17 protein-coding genes are annotated in these 17,613 nt (G+C 61.2%); 8 read left to right on the top strand and 9 right to left on the bottom strand.

Annotation, left to right across the window (positions count from 1 at the left end; translation table 11 throughout):
- Positions 1 to 2 precede the first annotated feature (2 nt).
- The 3 genes from cls (at position 3) to ligA (ending at position 4,559) form a co-directional block, all read left to right on the top strand.
- The gene (gene cls, locus H6M51_RS18515) at positions 3 to 1,451 is read left to right on the top strand and encodes a cardiolipin synthase (protein WP_185811303.1); all 1,449 of its coding nucleotides are present in this window, start codon (positions 3 to 5) and stop codon (positions 1,449 to 1,451) included.
- A gap of 74 nt (positions 1,452 to 1,525) precedes the next feature.
- Positions 1,526 to 2,338 (top strand): endonuclease/exonuclease/phosphatase family protein, encoded by an 813-nt coding sequence (locus tag H6M51_RS18510; RefSeq protein WP_185811302.1) that lies wholly within the window; start codon positions 1,526 to 1,528, stop codon positions 2,336 to 2,338.
- A gap of 64 nt (positions 2,339 to 2,402) precedes the next feature.
- A complete protein-coding gene (gene ligA / locus H6M51_RS18505; protein ID WP_185811301.1) occupies positions 2,403 to 4,559 on the top strand; it encodes an NAD-dependent DNA ligase LigA in 2,157 nt (718 codons plus the stop codon).
- 1 nt (position 4,560) lies between these two features.
- Here ligA and H6M51_RS18500 read toward each other — a convergent pair whose 3' ends face one another.
- The 5 genes from H6M51_RS18500 to H6M51_RS18480 form a co-directional block, all read right to left on the bottom strand.
- The gene (locus H6M51_RS18500) at positions 4,561 to 5,406 is read right to left on the bottom strand and encodes a GGDEF domain-containing protein (RefSeq protein WP_185811300.1); all 846 of its coding nucleotides are present in this window, start codon (positions 5,404 to 5,406) and stop codon (positions 4,561 to 4,563) included.
- A 247-nt stretch (positions 5,407 to 5,653) separates the two neighbouring features.
- Entirely contained in the window at positions 5,654 to 6,064 is a 411-nt protein-coding gene (locus tag H6M51_RS18495) for a hypothetical protein (RefSeq protein ID WP_185811299.1), read from the bottom strand.
- 11 nt (positions 6,065 to 6,075) lie between these two features.
- A complete protein-coding gene (locus H6M51_RS18490) occupies positions 6,076 to 6,930 on the bottom strand; it encodes a TIGR02587 family membrane protein (RefSeq protein WP_185811298.1) in 855 nt (284 codons plus the stop codon).
- A 130-nt stretch (positions 6,931 to 7,060) separates the two neighbouring features.
- Positions 7,061 to 9,181, bottom strand: a complete 2,121-nt coding sequence (locus tag H6M51_RS18485) for a DEAD/DEAH box helicase (protein WP_185811297.1) — start codon at positions 9,179 to 9,181, stop codon at positions 7,061 to 7,063.
- Between the two features lie 168 nt (positions 9,182 to 9,349).
- Positions 9,350 to 9,886: a GNAT family N-acetyltransferase gene (locus tag H6M51_RS18480; protein WP_185811296.1), complete on the bottom strand. Its 537-nt coding sequence runs from the start codon at positions 9,884 to 9,886 to the stop codon at positions 9,350 to 9,352.
- A 254-nt stretch (positions 9,887 to 10,140) separates the two neighbouring features.
- Here H6M51_RS18480 and H6M51_RS18475 point away from each other — a divergent pair, with 254 nt between their 5' ends.
- Both H6M51_RS18475 and H6M51_RS18470 read left to right on the top strand, forming a co-directional pair.
- Positions 10,141 to 10,779 (top strand): 3'-5' exonuclease, encoded by a 639-nt coding sequence (locus H6M51_RS18475; protein ID WP_185811295.1) that lies wholly within the window; start codon positions 10,141 to 10,143, stop codon positions 10,777 to 10,779.
- A gap of 46 nt (positions 10,780 to 10,825) precedes the next feature.
- The gene (locus tag H6M51_RS18470) at positions 10,826 to 11,314 is read left to right on the top strand and encodes a CreA family protein (RefSeq protein WP_185811294.1); all 489 of its coding nucleotides are present in this window, start codon (positions 10,826 to 10,828) and stop codon (positions 11,312 to 11,314) included.
- 309 nt (positions 11,315 to 11,623) lie between these two features.
- On the opposite strand, the gene H6M51_RS18465 is transcribed toward H6M51_RS18470, so the two are convergent.
- The 4 genes from H6M51_RS18465 to H6M51_RS18450 all read right to left on the bottom strand — a co-directional run bounded on the left by H6M51_RS18465 (position 11,624) and on the right by H6M51_RS18450 (position 15,588).
- Complete coding sequence (locus H6M51_RS18465) at positions 11,624 to 11,986, bottom strand: hypothetical protein (RefSeq protein WP_185811293.1); 363 nt, start codon at positions 11,984 to 11,986, stop codon at positions 11,624 to 11,626.
- 191 nt (positions 11,987 to 12,177) lie between these two features.
- Positions 12,178 to 12,642: a chemotaxis protein CheW gene (locus H6M51_RS18460; RefSeq protein WP_062278961.1), complete on the bottom strand. Its 465-nt coding sequence runs from the start codon at positions 12,640 to 12,642 to the stop codon at positions 12,178 to 12,180.
- Between the two features lie 2 nt (positions 12,643 to 12,644).
- Positions 12,645 to 14,612 carry a methyl-accepting chemotaxis protein gene (locus H6M51_RS18455; protein WP_185811292.1) on the bottom strand — a complete coding sequence of 656 codons (1,968 nt, stop codon included), beginning with the start codon at positions 14,610 to 14,612 and terminating at the stop codon, positions 12,645 to 12,647.
- A gap of 187 nt (positions 14,613 to 14,799) precedes the next feature.
- On the bottom strand, positions 14,800 to 15,588 hold the full coding sequence (locus H6M51_RS18450) for a DUF2189 domain-containing protein (protein ID WP_185811291.1): 789 nt from the start codon (positions 15,586 to 15,588) through the stop codon (positions 14,800 to 14,802).
- 53 nt (positions 15,589 to 15,641) lie between these two features.
- Between H6M51_RS18450 and H6M51_RS18445 the strand changes: the two genes are divergently transcribed.
- The 3 genes from H6M51_RS18445 (at position 15,642) to H6M51_RS18435 (ending at position 17,574) form a co-directional block, all read left to right on the top strand.
- Positions 15,642 to 15,881 carry a hypothetical protein gene (locus H6M51_RS18445; RefSeq protein WP_185811290.1) on the top strand — a complete coding sequence of 80 codons (240 nt, stop codon included), beginning with the start codon at positions 15,642 to 15,644 and terminating at the stop codon, positions 15,879 to 15,881.
- A 117-nt stretch (positions 15,882 to 15,998) separates the two neighbouring features.
- Positions 15,999 to 16,598 (top strand): SCO family protein, encoded by a 600-nt coding sequence (locus tag H6M51_RS18440; protein ID WP_185811289.1) that lies wholly within the window; start codon positions 15,999 to 16,001, stop codon positions 16,596 to 16,598.
- A 91-nt stretch (positions 16,599 to 16,689) separates the two neighbouring features.
- Complete coding sequence (locus tag H6M51_RS18435) at positions 16,690 to 17,574, top strand: 50S ribosomal protein L11 methyltransferase (RefSeq protein ID WP_185811288.1); 885 nt, start codon at positions 16,690 to 16,692, stop codon at positions 17,572 to 17,574.
- Positions 17,575 to 17,613 lie beyond the last annotated feature (39 nt).

Here is a 17,613-nt window from a genome sequence, read left to right as displayed (position 1 = left end):
TCATGTTGGAACTGATCCAGATCTACTGGGCTGAAACGCTGGCCGTGCTCTCCGTCGTGTTCGGGACGGTGGCGGCAACCCATGCGGCGATGACCAAACGCGAAGTCCGGTCCGCTCTCGGTTGGGTGGGCATCATCATCCTCTCTCCGCTGGTCGGGGCGATGATCTACGCGGTCGCGGGTATCAATCGGATCCGGCGCGCGACGTTGATCTCAAGACGGGCTCTGGAACTGGACGAAATCTGGCGCAACCTGTCGCTCTATGCGGTGAGCGGTGACACGGTTGCAGATCGGTACGGCACTCGGTTCGGCCAGATGAAACTGCTTGGCGACAGGGTCACCCGCCACCCGCTTTCGTCCGGCAACCGCATCACCCTGCTGTCGGCAGGAGACGAAGCCTTCGACGCCATGTGCCAAGCGATCGAGGCGGCAGAACACAGCATCATTCTCGAAACCTATATCTTCGATCGAGATCCGATCGGCCTGCGCGTCGCCGACTGCCTGATCGCGGCACATCGGCGTGGCGTCGCTGTGCGGGTGGTCGTCGACGCCGTCGGGGCTCGCTATAGCGTGCCAAGCATTATCGGTCATCTCGAACAGGGTGGCGTCCCGGTTGCGACCTTCAACGGTCAGGTCATCATGGGTCTCCGGTTGCCCTATGCGAATTTGCGGACGCACCGGAAGATCCTTGTGGTCGACGGGGCGATTGGCTTCGTCGGAGGTATGAACATACGCGCCGCCTTTGCCGGGCCGGACGCGTCTCGTGACACGCATTTTTGCGTTACCGGCCCCGTCGTCGCCGACATCCTGGCGGTTGCCGCCGAAGACTGGCATTTCGAGACGGGCGAGGTCCTGCTGGGACCTGAATGGCGCGTACAGCTGAGGGACGCGGTGCCGGGGGCAGGGGTGGCTATCCGTGCCGTGGTGTCGGGGCCGGATACGCATATCGAGACCAACCATCGTCTGCTGCTTGGCGCCTTCTCGGTGGCGGAGCATTCGATCCGGATCGTATCGCCTTACTTTCTGCCCGACACGACCTTCATTGCAGCGCTGAATACTGCCGCAAGGCGGGGTGTGCAGGTCGATGTGATCGTTCCCTCGCAGAACAATCTCGCGATCGTGGCGCGGGCCATGATGGGCCAGTTCGACCAGATCCTCAGGGAAGGCTGCCGGGTGCATTTTTCCACCGGGCCGTTTGACCATTCGAAGCTCATGGTGATCGACCGGCAATGGTGTTTCGTCGGTTCGTCGAACCTCGATGCCCGCTCTCTTCGACTGAACTTCGAGATCGACCTGGAGGTCTATGACCGCCTCTTCGCCGAGCAGATCTCTGACGGGATCGACAAAAGGATTGCGACGGCTCAACAACTCACGCTCGAGGCCCTGAAGGCGCGCTCGTTGCCGAACCGGCTTATCGACCGCTTGTTCTGGCTCGGATCGCCCTATCTTTGAATTGGGGCGACCTCGTTGGCCGTCCTCAGCCGAATGCGCCCCTGACCCAACCGACGACGGATGCAAATGGTGTGATGAAGAAGAGTAAACCCAGCCTCGCCAACGCCATGGTCTCGTCCATACGCAACAAGAAGTGGCGCCCGAGCGGACCTGCGATCACGCAGGCGGTCGATGGCACGATCACCGTTGCGTCCTACAACGTGCACAAATGTGTCGGGACCGATGGGCGCTTCGACCCCGAGCGGATCATCGATGTCATCCGGGAAATCAGCCCGGACGTGATCGCACTGCAGGAGGCCGACCAGCGGTTCGGTGAACGGTCAGGGCTGCTCGATCTCAATCGATTGCGGCTCGAAACCGGACTTTTGCCGGTGCCTGTGGTTTCGGGGCCCAAATCGCATGGCTGGCGCGGCAATGTGCTGCTCTTCCGGGAGGGCATCGTGCGGGATGTCCATCAGGTGGCGCTGCCGGGGCTCGAGCCACGCGGGGCACTGGTGGCTGAAATCGATTTCGAGGGGCGGTCGTCACTCCGGGTGATCGCCGCGCATCTGGGCCTGCTGCGCTGGGCGCGGCGACAGCAGGCGGATGTCATTCTCGGCCTTCTGCAGGGCAGGGCGGAGCAGCCGACGATCCTGATGGGTGATTTCAATGAATGGCGGCTCGGGCCGGGCTCCGCGCTGACGCGGCTGGAGCCTGTCTTTGGTCCGCTGCCACCGGCGATCCCAAGCTTTCCGGCGCGCATGCCGGTGCTTTCGCTCGATCGCATCATGGCAAACAGGGCGGGGCTCATCGCTCACCTCACGGTCCACGACACGCTGCTGGCACGACGCGCCTCGGATCACTTGCCGCTCATCGCCAGACTTGATCTGAGCAAGGTGGAGGACTGAGGCCGAACCCTTTTCATTCGCCCAATTTCCGCTAAACCCGACTGGAGCATTTCCGGAGGTTGCCATGGCTTCAGACATCATTCCCGTCGAGACCCTGACCGAGGAGCAGGCAAGGGCCGAACTGCAACGGCTGGCGGCGGAGATCGCTCACCACGACGCGCTCTACCATGGCAAGGATCTGCCGGAGATTTCGGACGCGGACTACGACGCGCTGAAGCGGCGCAACGATGCGATCGAGGCCGAGTTTCCGCAGCTTGTGCGCACAGACAGCCCATCGCAGCGCGTCGGTGCCGCACCCGCCGGCATCTTCGCGCAGGTCGTGCATGCGCGGCCGATGCTGTCGCTCGACAACACCTTCTCCGACGAGGACGTGCAGGACTTCGTCGCCTCCGTCTATCGCTTCCTCGGACAGCTTCCCGACAGTTCGATTGCCTTTACCGCCGAGCCGAAGATCGACGGGCTCTCCATGTCGCTGCGCTACGAGAACCGAAAGCTGGTGACGGCGGCAACCCGCGGTGATGGCACGACCGGCGAAAACGTCACGGCCAATATTCTCACGATCAAGGAAATCCCCACCGAGCTTCCCGCGGATGCGCCCGATGTCGTCGAGGTGCGTGGCGAAGTCTATATGGCGAAATCCGACTTCCTGGCACTCAATGCGCAGATGGAGGCCGAGGGCAAGCAGACCTATGTCAATCCGCGCAACACGGCGTCCGGATCGCTGCGCCAGCTCGATCCGAAGGTAACCGCGAGCCGAAAGCTGCGCTTCTTCGCCTATGCCTGGGGCGAGATGAGCCAGATGCCGGCGGAGACGCAGTGGGAGATGGTGCAGACCTTCGGCCGCTGGGGCTTCCCCATCAACCCGCTCACGGAGCGCCTGACCTCGGTCGAGGCGATCCTCGATCATTATCGCCAGATCGGGTTGCAGCGGCCGGAGCTCGACTACGATATCGACGGTGTCGTCTACAAGGTTGATCGGCTAGATCTGCAGGCGCGGCTCGGTTTCCGGTCGCGTTCGCCACGCTGGGCGACCGCCCACAAGTTCCCGGCCGAACAGGCGTTCACCACGGTCGAGGCCATCGACATCCAGGTGGGCCGTACCGGTGCGCTGACGCCGGTCGCGCGGCTGACGCCGATCACTGTCGGCGGCGTCGTCGTGACCAATGCGACGCTGCATAACGAGGACTATATCAAGGGCATCGGCAATTCCGGCGATCGCATTCGGCCGGATGAGCATGACATCCGCATCGGCGACACGGTCATCGTCCAGCGCGCCGGCGACGTCATCCCGCAGGTGCTAGACGTCGTGCTCGAAAAGCGGCCTGCCGGCTCCGTATCTTACGTCTTCCCGAAGACCTGTCCGGTTTGCGGAAGCCATGCGGTGCGGGAAAAGAACGAGAAGACCGGCAAGCTCGATTCCGTCACACGCTGCACCGGCGGCTTCGTGTGCCGGGCACAGGCGGTCGAGCACATCAAGCATTTTGTTTCGCGCAATGCCTTCGATATCGAGGGGCTTGGGACCAAGCAGGTGGACTTCTTCTTCGAGAGCGACGATCCGGCGCTGACGATCCGCACCGCGCCCGACATCTTCACGCTGAAAGCGCGGCAGGAACGGTCGCTGACCAAGCTTGAAAACATCGAAGGGTTCGGTCGGGTCAGTGTGCGCAAGCTCTTCGAGGCGATCGATGCCAGGCGGGAGATCGCGCTCAACCGTTTCATCTTCGCTCTCGGCATTCGCCATGTGGGCGAGACGACAGCAAAGTTGCTCGCGCGCTCCTATGGCAGCTACGCGGCTTTCGCCGAGGCGATGCAGGGTGCTGCGCCGAAGTTTGGCGAGGCCTGGAACGAACTGAACAGTATCGAAGGCATTGGCGAGGTTGTCGCGGCTTCGATCGTGGAATTCTTCAAGGAGTCCCGCAACCTCGAAGTCGTGCAGCGGCTACTCGCAGAGGTGACCCCGCTCGATGCGGAAGCACCTGTTGCCAGGGACAGTCCCGTTGCCGGCAAGACCGTCGTCTTCACGGGCTCGCTCGAGCGCTTCACCCGTGACGAAGCCAAGGCCCGGGCGGAAGGCCTGGGCGCCAAGGTCGCGGGGTCGGTATCCAAGAAGACGGACTACGTCGTGGCAGGTCCGGGCGCCGGCTCCAAGCTCGACAAGGCTCGCGAACTCGGCGTGCAGGTCATGACCGAAGACGAGTGGCTAGCCCTGATCGGTGGATAAGTCACGCCACGCTGATGGCGGCATCCGGTCTGTCGGGCGACATGGGTTCGATGTAGGCGCCGCGCATCAGGTCCCGTTCATGGACAATGCGATTGCGGCCCGAGGATTTGGCAAGGTACAAGGCGCGATCTGCGGCGGCGTAGACCGCCGAAAAATCCCGCAAGGGCGTGATGTCTGCGATCCCGCCTGATACGGTCACTGCGATCGTCTGGTGGAAGGCCTCCACGGGGCGATTGGCAATGCTGCGCCGGAGCTTTTCCGCGATCAACTGTGCTTCTGCAAAATCGGCATCTCGGAAAAGCACGGCGAACTCCTCGCCCCCGATGCGGGCGACCATATGCGGCTGGCCGACGACCTGGGCGATGGTACCGGCAACCGATACGATCACGTCGTCTCCGGCCATGTGGCCGTAACGATCATTGATGTGTTTGAAGCGGTCAATGTCGAGGATCAGGAGCTGACCGCGTTCGACTGTCGAAACGTCCTCAATGAAGGCCCGGCGGTTCAGAAGGCCCGAGAGCATGTCGGTCCGGCTCATCTGCTGGAATTCGAGACGCGTCCGGGCCAGGTGGATGACCGCGTAGCCCATGTACATCGAGCACAGCATGGTGAGCGTAAAGGATACAACCAGGGCGATCCCGCAGCCGATGAGCAAATCGCGTGCCAACGGGTTGAGAAGAACATCAAGGGCGTGCAGCAGAGTGAGTATGCCCGCGACCATGATGCTCGCAATGATGGATGTGCGCACGGAGAGGCGGGTCGCGAACCGCAATACGGGATCCCAGTGGTCGAACTCCGTCGCGCCAATATCGCGGATCACCCATGCTTCAATCTGTTTTTTCAACATCCGCTCGACCACGCAATAAGACTTGAAAGGACAAACATTTCTACGCCGCGAGTGAAAATCTCGTGGCGGCTGGCGTCTAGATTTCCCGAAAGCCGGTACCCCGCATCTGTCTCGCGCCAAAGTGGCGACTACAACCTATGCAGTAAAGGGCCAATTTGAACCCCTACTAGTTTTACTCATCGAAAAATTAAGTTTCAATGAATGTGTAACCTGTGATTGACACCATCTTCGTCCTGGATCGGGACGCTCATGGCTCCGTGAAGCTGGATGGCACAATTTTCAGTAGGCCGTCGGACGGATTGTTCATCAGCATCAGTCCTCCGCGCGCACTCGATCCAGCCGCGACATAGTCGAATGTCAGCGTCGCTTCCTCCAACACGTCGGCGCTGTTTTCGAGCGTGGCCTTGACCTCCACTGCCGCAGCGGCTTGGTCACCCCTGTTGTCGACCTCGACCATCACCCGCCAGCCGGGTGCCACCTGATCAATGGCGACGATCCTGGCCGCGAGTTCGGGAGGGCGATCGGAAGAGGTTGCCGCCTCGAAGAGGATCCAGCCCATCATCGCAAGGACAAGCAGGGTGGCAACGAGGCCCGTCAGCCATTCAATCCAGTTGGGTCGGATGGCTTCTAACTGTTTGCTTGAACCTGTCCGGGTCATGGCATCATTCCTCACAGGATGAGACGGGCGGCGGCCGCGCCGATGGCTGCCGGGAAGCCGAGAACGATGACCGTCAGGAGCGCTTCGGTTGTGCCGAGGTCATCGAGCCGGCCGAAGGTCCAGAGGGTGTAGAGGCTGACCGCCAGAGCGAGAACGTAACCGGGCAGGGTGAAGCGAATGAAGGCATGCCAGACCGGCGTGCCTGCCTCAAGGCTGTGGCTGCCCTTGAAGGAAAGCGCATAGACGAAGCCATGCATCAGAAGCAGGGAGAGCAGCAGCAAGGACAGGGCGTGCCAGACGGTCATCTTGTAGGCGAGGAGGATCATCTCCTCCGTGGGCGCCAGATTGAGTGACAGGTAAAGTGCTCCGACGGCCATCATGAAGAGTTCGGTGGCATAGGACGTTTCGCTGCTCTCGTCCGACCCGTCGTCGTCATCTTCCTCGCGCATGCTGAGCTGGCTGCGGCCGAGCAAGGCGCCGATGCTCGCGGGCACGGCCTGCAGCGCGATCATGCCAACCCATTCACGCGGCGCCATGGCGAGCTTGATGACGCCGAGCAACAGGAGGATCAGAGCGCTCGCCGCCACGCCCATGCCATAGGCGACGATCGCGTCCCTGGCCGACTGGCGCCAGGTGGTCGTGCGTTCAAAGCCAATACGATGCGACAGGCAGACGAGAAGCGGCACGTTCAGGACGAGCAAGAGGAGAAGCCGTTCGCGCTCCATGTAGAAGCCTAGGAACCACATCTCCATGGTCATCAGCATCGGTATGGAAAAGAGCAGAGCGCCTGCACCGCCACGCGCGAGACCGACGAGAAAGCGCCTTGCGTGAGCCTGATCGGCATCATTCTTCTCAGCGACTGCCATTGTTCCACCGTCCCTTGCCCCGCAGGAAATGCGAAAGGGACGGTGGTTGTTCCGTTCCTGGGGAACAGAAGGCGCTATCTCTCACATTGAGTGCCTATTGCCGAAGCCAGCGACCTGATGTCGAAAGGGATCAGCCCTTGGGCTTGAAGCTCTTCTTCTTCGGACCGGCGGTGGCACCACGATCATCGAACTTGCCCTTGGGCTTGCCGGCAAAGGCCGGCTTGTCGCCTTTTGGCTTGCCCGTCCATTCCGGCTTTGCCGGCTTGTCCCAGGCGTTCGAAGCGCCCTTCGGCTTCTTCTTGAAGGCGGGCTTGTCGTCGCTCCAGTCGTTGCGCTTCGGCTTTGCCGGCGCGTCGCCCCAGACCTCGGCATCGGTCACGGCCATGCTGTCGCGCGGACGTTCGGCGCCTTCGGCCTTGCGGGCGTAGGGCTTCTTGTCACCGTAGGACTTCTTCTCGCCATATGGAGCCTTGTCACCATAGGGCTTGCGATCGCCAAAGGGTTTGCGGTCCTCCGACTTGCGGTCGCCATAGGCCTTCTTCTCGCTGTAGGGCCTGCGGTCACCCTCCTCGCGCGGCGGGCGCGGGGCACGCTCCTTGGGCGGAGCCGAAAAGTCCGGCGTACCGGGGAGCTGAGCGAGCGTGATGCCGCGCTCCAGGGCCTTGTTCGGGCCGAGTGCGCCAAGGAAGGTGTCGAGCGCGTTTGCGGCGATCTCCACGAAGGTTTCCTCCGGCTGCATCTTGATCGCGCCAATCTCGTTCTTGGTGATATTGCCGTTGCGGCAGAGCATGGGGATCAGCCAGCGCGGTTCGGCATTCTGACGACGGCCGACGGAGACGGAGAACCAGACGCTCGGGCCAAAATCGCCGCGCGGCTTGGTGACGGCGCTAGCGGGATTTGCGTAGTCGGGCTCCTTGCGGGCCTTGCCGGCTTCGAGGCTGACGGGGATCAGGTCTTCCGGTGCCGAGCGATTGCCACGCTGCAGGCGCAGGAAGGCTGCAGCGACCTGCTGGGCGCCATGGGTGGCAATCAGCGCCTCGATCATCGGTGCTTCGTCTTCGGTGATCGCTTCGGTGAGTGTCGGATCGGCCATCAGGCGTTCGTCATCACGGGCCTGCACTTCATCGGCCGAGGGCGGCAGGGCCCAGGTCGGGCGTACATTGGCCCCGGCGAGCAGGCGCTCCGCCTTGCGGCGGGCGCTGTTGGGCACGATCAGCGCCGAGACACCCTTGTTGCCGGCACGACCGGTACGGCCCGAGCGGTGCAGCAGGGTTTCGGAATTGGTCGGCAAATCCGCATGGATGACGAGTTCGAGGCCGGGCAGGTCGATGCCGCGGGCAGCAACGTCGGTCGCGATGCAGACGCGCGCGCGGCCGTCCCGCATGGCCTGCAGGGCATGGGTGCGCTCGTTTTGCGAGAGTTCGCCCGACAGCGCCACGACGGAGAAGCCGCGGTTGTGCAGGCGGGCGGTCAGGTGGTTCACGGCTGCGCGTGTCGAGCAGAAAACGATGGCGTTGCGGGCTTCGTAGAAGCGCAACACGTTGATGATCGCATTTTCGCGGTCGGGATTGGCAACAGCCAGCGCGCGGTATTCGATGTCGACATGCTGCTTCTTTTCCGACACCGTCTCGATGCGGCGCGCGTCGCGCTGGTAGCTCTTGGCGAGATCGGCAATCGAGCGCGGAACTGTTGCCGAGAACATCAGGGTGCGGCGATCGTCGGGCGATTCTTCAAGGATGAATTCGAGATCTTCGCGGAAGCCGAGATCGAGCATCTCGTCGGCTTCGTCGAGCACCACGACCCGCATCTGCGAAAGGTCGAGGGCGCCACGGGTGATATGGTCGCGCAGACGGCCCGGCGTGCCGACGACGATATGGGCACCGCGTTCCAGCGCCCGGCGTTCGTTGCGAATGTCCATGCCGCCGACGCAGGAGCCGATGACAGCGCCGGTTTCGGCGTAAAGCCATTCCAACTCGCGCTTCACCTGCATGGCAAGTTCGCGGGTGGGGGCGATGGCAAGGGCGAGCGGCTGACCGGCGCGGTCGAAGCGGCCGGCTTGGGGAAGAATGGTCGGTGCCATGGCAAGGCCAAAGGCAACCGTCTTGCCGGAGCCGGTCTGGGCGGAGACAAGCGCATCGCGACCTTCAAGGTCTGGGTCGATCATCGCCTGCTGCACGGGGGTGAGAGCTTCGTAGCCGCGCTTGCGCAAGGCCTCGGCGATCGCCGGGACGATGGCGTCAAAATCAGTCATGAATTGGTCTTTCGAACGTGATTGTTGATGCGGGCCAAAGCGCCGCGCCCGCCGATTGCGGGTATGTTGGCGCTGTTCCTACTCGCCTCCACCCAGAAAGTCGAGGGGCAGGGATCGAAAAGGGCTTTACATGGTGAAGGGGCGGGGGCCTGGCCCCCGTCGCCGCAGCTATTCGCGAAGGCGCGCCATGGAGAGGGCGTCGACGTAGGCACCGCCACGAAAGGCGTATCGGGCCATCATCCCTTCGACCTGGAAGCCGAAGCTCTTGTAGAGACCGATGGCTGGCTCATTGTCCGCGTAGACGGTGAGTTCGAGGCGGCTAAGGTTCAGCCATTCGTCAGCGATGGCGATCGCTTCACCGAGCAAGGCGCGACCGATGCCGCGACGCGTGAATTCGTCGTGCACGCCCATGCCAACCGTGGCGGCGTGGGCGCGTCTGCCTTTGGCCGGGTGCAGACCGATATCGCCGACGATGCGATCTTCCAGGATAGCCACCAGGCTCCTTGCGTCACCGGATTGCTGCTCGATGCCGCGCCGCACTTCCTCTTCCGAATGGTAGGGTAGTCGCATGGTGCCCCAGCGGTAACCGGGTAGATTGTGCAGTTCGGTGATGGCCGCAGCATCGGTTACTGATCGTGCCCGGATCACCAGTCCGGTAGGCCAAGACAAATCTTGCTTCTGAATTGCGGATATCGGTTGTGCCATGAAGGCTCTCCTTGTCTTGGCGGGAGAGCACGAACCGAAGCGCCTGCTCTACCGCAGGGCGTTCGGGATGGACACGTTAGCTACAGACGCGACCTGACCCGGACACCCTCAAGGAGGGTGACGACGAGGTGGGTCATCACGATGGTTGGCGCGCATGTTAACATGTGGAGAGCATGGCTCCGCCAGCGGCCGAGGTCAAGTTGTGAAAGGGCTGAGGCTTGTCCGAATCCGATGCTGGGCCTATGGCTTTTCTCATGTCCATCGACCCGTTTTCCGGCAAGACAATTGCCATTGACTTCGAAACCGCCACCGAGGCCCGGGCGAGTGCCTGCTCGATCGGGCTGGCGTTCATCGAGGATGGGCGGGTTGTCAGGGTAGAGGAGCGGCTGATCCGACCGCCGGAGAACCGTTACTCGCCATTCAACATTGCGATCCATGGGATCAGACCAGAACATACCGTGCATGCGCCTGAATTCGTGGATGTGATGGCCGAATTTGCCGCCGATTTCGAAGGTGCGCGAATGATCGCCCACAATGCGTCGTTCGATTTCTCCGTTCTTCGGGCGTGCCTCGATCACTCGGGCCTTGACTATCCGGAACTCTCCTATCTCTGCAGCGTGAAACTCGCGCAGAGGCACTGGCCGGGTCTTGGTTCGCACCGGCTGAATGTGCTGGCCGCCCATCTCGGGCTCAACTTCCTGCACCACAATGCGGCGGAAGACGCCCGCATTTGCGCCGAAGCATGCCTCGCAATGGCTGCCGAAGCCGAGGTGAACGATCTTTTCGAACTCGCTGCGAAACTCGGCCTCAATATCGGCCGGCTGAACCGCCGCGGTTACGAGCCCTGCTCATTTGCGCGCAAGCCGCGACGGGCCGCCGCCTTGCAAGCCTGACGCGGCTCCTTATCTTTGGGACAGAGTTCACAATGGAGTGAAAAGAATGTTCCTGAAGCCGATCCTCGCTGCTGTCGGTCTTGCGATGGCCTCCGCCCTGCCTGTCTCCGCCGAGGTTGTCGGCAAGGTGGGCGTTGACTGGGTCGGCAATGACATCATCGTCGAGGCGATGACCGATCCTGACGTGAAGGGGATCACCTGTCACGTCACCTATTTCGATCGTTCGATTATCGATCGCCTCTCAAAGGGAAATTGGTTCGAGGATCCCTCGAATAACTCCATCGCCTGCCGCCAGACCGGCCCGATCGAGATCGGTGACATCGATCTGTCTCGTGAAGGCGAGGAAGTGTTCCGCGAAGGGCTGTCGATCATCTGGAAATCGCTGGTCGTCAATCGGATCTACGACAAGCAGAACGACACGCTGATCTACCTCGTCCATTCCCGTCAGGTGGTCGAAGGTTCGGCCAAGATGGCGATTTCGACGGTGCCGCTCTTCAATCAGAGCGTCGTTTGGACCAACGGCAGACCAAAGTGAGGCGACTCAGGCACGCTGGCCACAGGGCTTCGTCGGTGTCATCCTTGCTCATGACGGATGGATCGACGAGGCTACGGGGACTATGGCTGGGGTGATCTACGACCAGTTTTGGGTGGATCGGCTTTCCCAGGCATGGTTGTGATGGCAGTCACTTTCGCCCGCAGGAGCGCTCCGCCATTCATTGTCCTCCGGCACCGCGACACCCCCAATTTCGCAGCCGGGCGGAGAGGAGCCTGTTCATCTCTCCACGCAAAGACGCCCTGGAACCGTCCGGATCCAGGGCGTTTTGATTGAATGGCGATCAAACGCTTACTTCACGTAGACGACCTTGCCGCCATTGGCTGCCGTTTCCACGTCAATGACGTTCATCGGCTCGATGCTCTGCTCCTGAAGAGCGGCCATGATCGCAGGGTCTGCGCTCACTTCCGACTGAGCTTCGGCCATGGCGGCCTGATCATTGGCCATGGCTTCCAGGCGGGTGTGCTGCTGACGGTCCTGATCGTTGTCCAGGCTGTCGAGGCGGACGATGTTCACGCCCTCGGTTGCCATGGTTGTCGAATTGGTCGTGGTCGTGTTGTCGACCATCGGGTCAGCGGTCTGAGCCAGTGCTACGCCCGAAACGGACGCAAGAGACATTGCACCGGCGAGCGCGAGCTTTACAGCAGAATTCATCATATTTCTCCTCTGTTTCCTTGCAGAAACTTCCGCGTCGTCGGAAGCCATGGAGAAACGTCGAAACGCGCCGTCAGTTCCGTATTTTTTATTACATGTATAAACTATAAGTTTTTTTCGCCCGTGCAGCGGCACAAACGGGAACGAGCCCCGACGAGGTCGAGGCTCCTTCCTGGGAAGAGGATGGTCAATCAGGCTGCCTGGGCGAGCTCGTCGGCAATGACCGTGTCGAGGTTGAGGAAGCAGACCATCGACTTTTCAAGGGCGACGATGCCGCGGCAGAAGGCGCGCTGGGCTTCCGGAATGATCTCCGGTGCCGGTTGCAGATCTTCAGAGCGGATGGTCATCATGTCCGAAACCTGCTCGACCAGAAGGCCGACCAGCTTGCCGGCGATGTCCGTGACGATGATGGCCGCGCGCTCGGAGGGTTCGGTCATCTTCATGCCAAGACGGCATGCCATGTCGATGACCGGGATGACCGCGCCACGCAGGTTGATGAGGCCGAGAACGTAGGGCGGGGTGTGCGGCATCGGTGTGACCGGAGCCCAGCCGCGAATTTCGCGAATGGCCATGATGTCGATGCAGAATTCCTGGTCGCCGAGATGGAAGGATACGATTTCCAGATAGGCACCCGACTGTTTGATGGCATTGCTCATGTTTAGAACTCTTCCCAGTGTTCTTTCGCCGCGGCAGCAGAGGCAGTTGCCGAAGCCTTTCGGTTAAACGATCCCGCTACCTTGTCCATCAGCGCCCGTGCGGGAGACGGTTTCTGAGGGGAGGCGGCCCTGGCCGGCTCCTGCTGTTGTCCATGAACAGGTTCGTTCAGGTCGACCCTGAACTGGCTGACAAGACGCGAAAGGCTTTCCGCATCGCTCGCCAGCGTGTGGCTCGCCGCGTTGGTCTGCTCTACCATTGCGGCGTTCTGCTGCGTGACCTGGTCCATTTGCCCCACGGCGGAGTTGATCTCGCTCAGACCCACTGATTGTTCTCTGGCGCTGGTAACGATTGCCTTAACGTGCTCGTTAATTCGTAAAACATCTTCGCCAATGCGGTGAAGTGCCTCGCTTGTTGCGGTGACGATTTCGACGCCCGAGCGAACTTCTTCGCTCGAGCGGCCGACGAGCGTCTTGATGTCGCGAGCGGCTTCTGCGGCCCTTCCGGCAAGTGCGCGAACCTCCTGCGCCACGACGGCGAAGCCCTTGCCGGCATCACCCGCGCGGGCTGCCTCGACACCGGCATTGAGCGCCAGAAGATTGGTCTGAAAGGCGATTTCGTCGATCACGTTGATGATCTTGCCGATTTCGCCGGTGGCGCCTTCGATGCGCTCCATGGCCGCCATGGCGTCATTGACGACTGCGCTCGACTGCTCGGCGTAAATCTTGGCATTGTCGACCATGTGGCTCGCCTCTTCGGCGCGCTCCGTGGCTGCCTTGACCGTCTCGGTGATTTCACTCAGCGCAGCCGAGGTCTCTTCCAGGGAGGCCGCCTGTTGTTCGGTGCGCCGAGCCAGATCGTCTGCGGCACTGCGCATCTGCTGGCTGTTGGCATGGATTGAGCTGCTGTTGCCGGAAATTTCGGTCATGACCCGCTTCAGATTGGTGGCCACTTCGTTGAAGTCGTTTCTCAGTCGCTCAAGATCCGGAGGGAAGGGGCCAGTGATGGCAGCGCATAGATCGCCTTTCGACAGGCGCGTCAGGCCTTCACCGAGCGCATCGACCGCGAGCTTGAGAGCGCGGGTGTCTGCTTCCATCGCGGCGGTGCGGCTTTCACGCTCCGCTTCGTTCTGCCGGCGCTGAACGCGACTCGTCTCTTCGAGTTCCAGCTTTTCGATCGCCGCCTTGCGGAAGATGTCGGCGGAACGGGCCATGCCGCCTATCTCGTCTTGCCGGTCCGTTCCGGCAACCTCTGTCTGATAGTCGCCGTCGATGATGCGCTGCATGCTCGTTCGGACCAGCCGGATTCCATTCGCGATGGAGTTGCCGTGAATCAGCTGCAGGGCGATCACCGTCAAGAATGCCAGACTGCCAAGACCCAGCTGGAAGAACAGAGCCTGGTCGCTGCGGCGGGTCGCCTCGCTCACATATTCCTCGACCAGGTTGCCGCCGAGGGCAGAAAGGTTGTTCAGGGAGCCAGCCAGGCGCTCGCCTGCGCCATCAATGGTGTCATCGATGGCCGCGTAATCGGCTTCCGGCGCACCAGCCTCGACCATCCGTTTCAGATCCACCTGGATAGCCTGGGCGACAGCGTTGAGATCTGACGCGTAGCTGCCAACTTCGCCAGGTGCGCCCGCTTCCGTCGCGACGGCGTTCAGGACCGATTCGCCCTCGCTCAGCAGGTCGATCGCAGCATTGATGATCTCCACGCGCTCTGGCTGGATGCTGCCTTCCTCACGATCGATGATCGTATCCATCGCCGCCAGTACCATGTTGGCATTGGCAAGGCGCATTTCATTGATGCGCTCGACCTTTTTCTTGATGTCGATCGACTCCTGGATCGCAGTGGATATCTGCGTGTTCTGGTACCAGCCGACCGCGAGCATCGAACCGATGCCGAAGACTGCAGCGGCCCCAAGCGTCATCAGGCGCTGTTTGACCGATAGATCCTTACCCGTGATGTAGTTGACCATTGGGTTCCCCAGCCTCGATCCGGCGACTTGCTCGCGCCGGCGACACCATGCGTAGACGGGGAATTCCGTGCGGGCTGTCATCCCCGCCTGACCAGGACGGCCAGAACGCTTCACGCAGAATCCAGAATATTAGTTAATCAAGAACTAAGTGGTGCCGCATTTGGCACAATTGCCGCGCGAGTCACGCTCAAGATGCTGTAATCGCGCGGCGATAAAGATGCCATGTGGCGTGCCCAAGGACCGGCAATACAACCAGAAGCCCCATAAACAAGGGAATCAGTGCGATGACAGTCAGGCCCGCGACGATCAGGCCGAATGCCAGCATCGGTGCGGGATTTTCCAGGACGGTGCGCATGCTGGTCAGCATTGCGGTGACAAAGTCCACATCATGATCGAGCAGCAGCGGCATCGAGACGACCGTCGCCGTGAACAGGATCGTTGCCAGGACGGCACCGACGATCGTGCCGACTGCCAGGAAAAGCAGCCCCTGGGGCGTAGTCAGAACCACATTGAAGAAGGCGTCGAGGGTGGCGGGGATGCGAAAGCCGAGGAAGAGAGCCATCAGCAGCCGGACCTGATAGATCCAGATCCAGAAGATGAAGAGCACGACGAAGGCCATCCACGACAGCTGCCGCTCCCTTTGGCGGAAGACTTCTGCGAGGATGGCCTTCCAGGCGACGGGCTCACCGAGACGGTGTCGCCGGCTGATCTCATAGAGGCCGACGGCGATGAAGGGACCTATGAGCGGAAAGCCGATGGCTACCGGAATGATCATCCAGGGCAAATGATAATAGGTCAGCATGACGGTGATGAAGATGCCCCCGAGCGCGTAGATCGCGCCAAAGAACAGGCCAAAGGCGGGATAGGTCCGGAAGTCCCTCCAACCGTCTGCCAGGGACGCTCGTACATCGTCCATGCGCAACGGGTTGATCCGAAGCTTCGGCAAAGAGCCGCGACCGAGTGCCTGCTGTTCCATGCGTCCCTCCCAAGACATTGGATCCTGCGACAATCTGTCAGAAACTACCAGATTTGTTCCTTGATATCCGTCAAATCACAGGCGGGCCGATCAAAATCTCGCGTTTGATCCTGCTCAAAATGCATTATGATCAGGTTATGACCGGTCAAGATCGCGCTCAGAAATGGTTGCCCCTGACGGCCCTGCTGCTTGCCGGGACGCTGTTCTTCGTGGTCGTCTTTCTCGGATGGATGCAGCACGGGGCGGATATCTTTCTCACCCTTGTCGAAACCGGACTGGCCTATTGCTTCTGACGGGCCCCCGCGTGACAAAACCGCGCTCCCGACCCAATTTACATCGAGTTGAATTGCCTTGTCCGGGCGAGAGGCTTATCGGCTCTGCTGTGAGTTCGATTCCAAGGAAGTGCCATCATGAAAACGGTCAGGGTCATTTTGTGGACGGCGGTTGTCGTCATGGCGGGTGTTCTCGGCTGGTTGACCTATTCGGTCACGCAGTCGGATCAGAAGATCGCGGAGGCCCCGTTCGGTGTGCCCTTCCAGCTCGTGGACCAGAATGGCCAGCCGATCACCGAACAGGCGTTTCGCGGCAAGCCGACCGCCCTCTTCTTCGGCTTCACCCATTGCCCCGAGGTATGCCCGACCACGCTCTTCGAACTGGACGGGTGGCTAAAGCAGGTGGATCCGGCTGCGACAGGGCTGCAGGCGTATTTCGTGACAGTCGACCCGGAGCGTGACACGCCGGAGATCCTCGGCCGCTACATTTCCAATGTGACCGACCGTGTGAAAGGAATTGCTGGTGAACCGGCCAAAATCGCCGAGGTCGTCAAGGGCTTCCGCGTTTACGCCAAGAAGATCCCGCTCGACGAGGCGCAGCCGAACGGCGATTACACGATGGACCATACCGCTTCCGTTTTCCTTCTGGATGCAGAGGGGCGGTTCAAGGGAACGATCGCCTATGGCGAAAATCCGGAAACGGCGATCAAGAAGCTCGAAAACCTGATGAAGGGTTGATGCCCCAAGGCTTCGGCTGAGGTTGCCATCCGGGCGTTTGCGTTGTACCGCAACGCGTCTGACTGCCTGACCTTGCCAAGGATGATCGATCGTGGCCGAAATTCGCCTTTATGTGACCACCACCGAAATGAACGCCAACCGGATCCTTGATCTGATGAGCTTCGCCTTCGGTGAGGAGGATTATGCGATCGCCACCACAGAAGTGGACGAGAAAGCGGATATCTGGGAAGCATCGATCTATCTGATGGCCGACCAGGAGGAGGAGGTCGTCCCCCGGGTTCAGGAACTGCTTTCTGAAGAATTCCCGGAGGCTGCAATCGAGCGCGAGGTGATCCCGGACATCGACTGGATCGCCAAGTCGCTCGAGGGCTTGAAGCCGGTCCGGGCCGGACGCTTCCTCGTGCACGGCTCACATGACCGCGACAAGGTTCAGCCACATGACGTTGCGATCGAGATCGACGCCGGTCAGGCCTTCGGGACCGGCCATCACGGGACGACGGCGGGTTGCCTCGAAGTCATCGAGAAGGTCGTCAGGGCGCGGAAGGTGCGCAACGCTCTGGACCTTGGAACGGGCAGCGGTGTGCTGGCGATTGCCGTGCGCAAGCTTCTGCCCGTGCCGGTGCTGGCGACCGATATCGATCCGATTGCGGTTCGTGTGGCCAAGGAAAATGCCCGCCGCAACCAGGTCGTGGACGGGATAGACTTTCGCACGGCGCCTGGCTTTCACTCGACCGCTTTTCGCGAGCATGGTCCGTTCGACCTGATCATCGCGAACATCCTGGCGCGGCCGCTGATCAAGATGGCGCCGCAACTGGTCGATCATCTGGCGCCGAACGGCTCGGTGATCCTTTCCGGCATTCTTGCCGAGCAGCGCTGGAAGGTGATTGCAGCCTATAGCGGTGAGGGGCTCTCGCATGTGAAGACCATCTGGCGCAACGGATGGGTCACAATCCACTTTACGCAAGGGAAGGGCTGAGACGTTACGTCAGTCCTGCCGGAAACAGAAAAGGCGGCC

Origin of the sequence: Rhizobium sp. AQ_MP (assembly GCF_014237835.1) — a bacterium.
Taxonomy (GTDB): domain Bacteria; phylum Pseudomonadota; class Alphaproteobacteria; order Rhizobiales; family Rhizobiaceae; genus Allorhizobium.
The sequence above is the reverse complement of the archived record's forward strand: the minus strand, read 5'-3'. Positions and strand labels throughout refer to the sequence as shown.

Excerpts from the sequence above, each read along its gene's own strand:
- cls (WP_185811303.1), top strand. The coding sequence starts at position 3 with ATGTTGGAACTGATCCAGATCTACTGGGCTGAAACGCTGGCCGTGCTC.
- H6M51_RS18510 (WP_185811302.1), top strand. The coding sequence starts at position 1,526 with ATGAAGAAGAGTAAACCCAGCCTCGCCAACGCCATGGTCTCGTCCATA.
- ligA (WP_185811301.1), top strand. The coding sequence starts at position 2,403 with ATGGCTTCAGACATCATTCCCGTCGAGACCCTGACCGAGGAGCAGGCA.
- H6M51_RS18500 (WP_185811300.1), bottom strand. The coding sequence starts at position 5,406 with ATGTTGAAAAAACAGATTGAAGCATGGGTGATCCGCGATATTGGCGCG.
- H6M51_RS18495 (WP_185811299.1), bottom strand. The coding sequence starts at position 6,064 with ATGACCCGGACAGGTTCAAGCAAACAGTTAGAAGCCATCCGACCCAAC.
- H6M51_RS18490 (WP_185811298.1), bottom strand. The coding sequence starts at position 6,930 with ATGGCAGTCGCTGAGAAGAATGATGCCGATCAGGCTCACGCAAGGCGC.
- H6M51_RS18485 (WP_185811297.1), bottom strand. The coding sequence starts at position 9,181 with ATGACTGATTTTGACGCCATCGTCCCGGCGATCGCCGAGGCCTTGCGC.
- H6M51_RS18480 (WP_185811296.1), bottom strand. The coding sequence starts at position 9,886 with ATGGCACAACCGATATCCGCAATTCAGAAGCAAGATTTGTCTTGGCCT.
- H6M51_RS18475 (WP_185811295.1), top strand. The coding sequence starts at position 10,141 with ATGTCCATCGACCCGTTTTCCGGCAAGACAATTGCCATTGACTTCGAA.
- H6M51_RS18470 (WP_185811294.1), top strand. The coding sequence starts at position 10,826 with ATGTTCCTGAAGCCGATCCTCGCTGCTGTCGGTCTTGCGATGGCCTCC.
- H6M51_RS18465 (WP_185811293.1), bottom strand. The coding sequence starts at position 11,986 with ATGAATTCTGCTGTAAAGCTCGCGCTCGCCGGTGCAATGTCTCTTGCG.
- H6M51_RS18460 (WP_062278961.1), bottom strand. The coding sequence starts at position 12,642 with ATGAGCAATGCCATCAAACAGTCGGGTGCCTATCTGGAAATCGTATCC.
- H6M51_RS18455 (WP_185811292.1), bottom strand. The coding sequence starts at position 14,612 with ATGGTCAACTACATCACGGGTAAGGATCTATCGGTCAAACAGCGCCTG.
- H6M51_RS18450 (WP_185811291.1), bottom strand. The coding sequence starts at position 15,588 with ATGGAACAGCAGGCACTCGGTCGCGGCTCTTTGCCGAAGCTTCGGATC.
- H6M51_RS18440 (WP_185811289.1), top strand. The coding sequence starts at position 15,999 with ATGAAAACGGTCAGGGTCATTTTGTGGACGGCGGTTGTCGTCATGGCG.